A 2,001-nucleotide genomic window follows, 5' to 3' on the forward strand; every position below is an offset into this window, starting at 1 on the left:
TTTGGGGTAGTTTAGGCGCTCTGATACGGGACATAACAATTAATAATTAATAATTAATAATCACCTTTTCCTAGATTAAAGGTTGCTACAAAGCGCCTAAAATCAATAGGGGGTAATTGCTTTTGTAAAATAAGTAAGACTTTTTCGATTAATTCTTTATCATTTGGGGGTGTTGTTTGAATTTGTTCGTGTATATCTTTATTTTCTCGTTCTTTCATAGCTTCTTCATAAATGCTATCAATGGTTTCATTTTGAAATAATTGCTCTTTAAGTTTCACATAATCCCCTTGATTTCCTAAGTTTAAAGTGGTAACAATATCTAAAAACTTAGCAGGTTCTAATTGATTAAAGAGGATTAATAACGCTTCTTGGATAATTTGATCGTTATGGGTTAGGTTCGTTTTCATCACATAACTCTAAGATGAAGTTAACAGGATTTAGGGTTTTTAAAGAAAGGTTTTGGCAACGACTAATCAGTCTTTTATCGCAGGTGAGAAAATAATCAGCTTGTATCATTTCTGCACAAGCAACATGATAAGCATCAAATTGTTTGATTCCTTGTTGGGTAAGTTCATTTGCTCTCTCTTTAATGGCTAGGTTAAGGGGTTGATAGAGGGTGGCTTTCTGTAGATAGCGACTCATTATCAATTTTTGTAAGAGATAAGGGTTCTTTCTATTCTCTAATTCTAATGCTTAGGAACTAACTAGAATAATTGATTTTTCTTCTATCATTTGAAAAATGAGTTTAACTGCTTCAGTTTCTAAGGCGATTTTTTTCTGTGTTTGATCATCAAAAGGACGATTATAAACACTGGTATCTAAATAAACCCTAATCACATCATACTACCTCCTCAATTAGTATGGTATAGCAATCAGGAATGATTTATGAGATATTGGGCGATCAGTAGTTTCGGTACGAAAACCTACGTGCTTGACTACTTGAGCTGCTGTAAGAATCCTTAAACCCTGATTAATTCGTAGATACTGCACTTTTGAAGTTTATGGACTGTGAAATTTACCTGAAATTTTAGCGCCTCAAGTTCAATTATAGTAATAGTTTGATCCTTAGCTTACAAATTATTTCCATTACTACCGATCGCCCTCTTCTAGCACTTTCCTTTGATCAACCCAAATTAAACAAAGGCTCTGCTATTGTACTCTTACTTGTATGTCCAATTAAAGAAAACCCCGTTACTAAAGTAACGGGATTTCCAAACTAATCTGCGTTAACCCAAGCGATGGAGTTTGTCTTTTCTTTCGCTTTTGTTGTAGCAGTCATGTTTGTTTTCAACTAATCCGCATTAAACCCTGCGGTGGGGAGTTCGGTTTTTAAACCACGACATAGTGACTAAAAAGCTACTGCTATTCATCTGTCAAGGTTCTTAATACCATTACTCTTAATTTTCACTGTAAGCATATAAATTGTCAACCCCCGATTCACTCTAATTTAGCTATTATCTGTCTCTTTTAACCCCACTGTAATTGTTAAATTTCTCTTTTTTTCCCTTGTCTATCTCACTGAGCCTTTTTCTATTTTGTAGTCCAGGTTATTTGAGGTAAATATAGTGAAGTTGCCACCTTTGTTGTCTTCTCCAATACACAAGTACTCAAAAAAAAACTTCCACTGGTGTTAAGGAAGTTTTTACTGATTTATATCAAATCCGGTAGCATTGGTATAATTCAGGATTAGGGGAGAATAGTCAATATTGTAGAGGCGAATAGCCGTTTGCTTCGCATAACTATCGTTAACGCCCCTACTAACGGTAGAATTATATCACTCCGAAGCTAGCGGATTTGATATTACTCTCGGACAAAGAAAATGTTAGGTTTTACAACCACCAAAAGTTAAGATTAGAAAATTTTGATAGTTGGGATGAATGGCTTTACTTTCTACCCAAACCTTAGCTACTTTTTCTTTCCAAAATAATACACTAATGCAGCAGATACCAGAGGTGTCTGTGAGTTGATCATCAAAGATGCCATATCCTTGATAAATGACTT

General features: G+C 34.6%; 3 protein-coding genes. All 3 read right to left on the reverse strand.

Translation table 11 applies throughout. From position 1 onward, the window contains the following. Positions 1-53: 53 nt before the first annotated feature. From AC3DU7_RS32410 to AC3DU7_RS32420, 3 genes are read right to left on the reverse strand one after another with little or no spacing between them, the layout of a single operon-like run. Complete coding sequence (locus AC3DU7_RS32410; RefSeq protein ID WP_488043331.1) at positions 54-407, reverse strand: hypothetical protein; 354 nt, start codon at positions 405-407, stop codon at positions 54-56. Beyond that, positions 385-642 (reverse strand): PIN domain-containing protein, encoded by a 258-nt coding sequence (locus AC3DU7_RS32415; RefSeq protein ID WP_488043332.1) that lies wholly within the window; start codon positions 640-642, stop codon positions 385-387. The genes AC3DU7_RS32410 and AC3DU7_RS32415 overlap by 23 nt, the downstream gene beginning before the upstream one ends. 51 nt (positions 643-693) lie before the next feature. Continuing rightward, complete coding sequence (locus AC3DU7_RS32420) at positions 694-837, reverse strand: hypothetical protein (protein WP_488043333.1); 144 nt, start codon at positions 835-837, stop codon at positions 694-696. Between the last annotated feature and the right edge of the window lie 1,164 nt (positions 838-2,001).

Source organism: Okeania sp. (assembly GCF_983059655.1).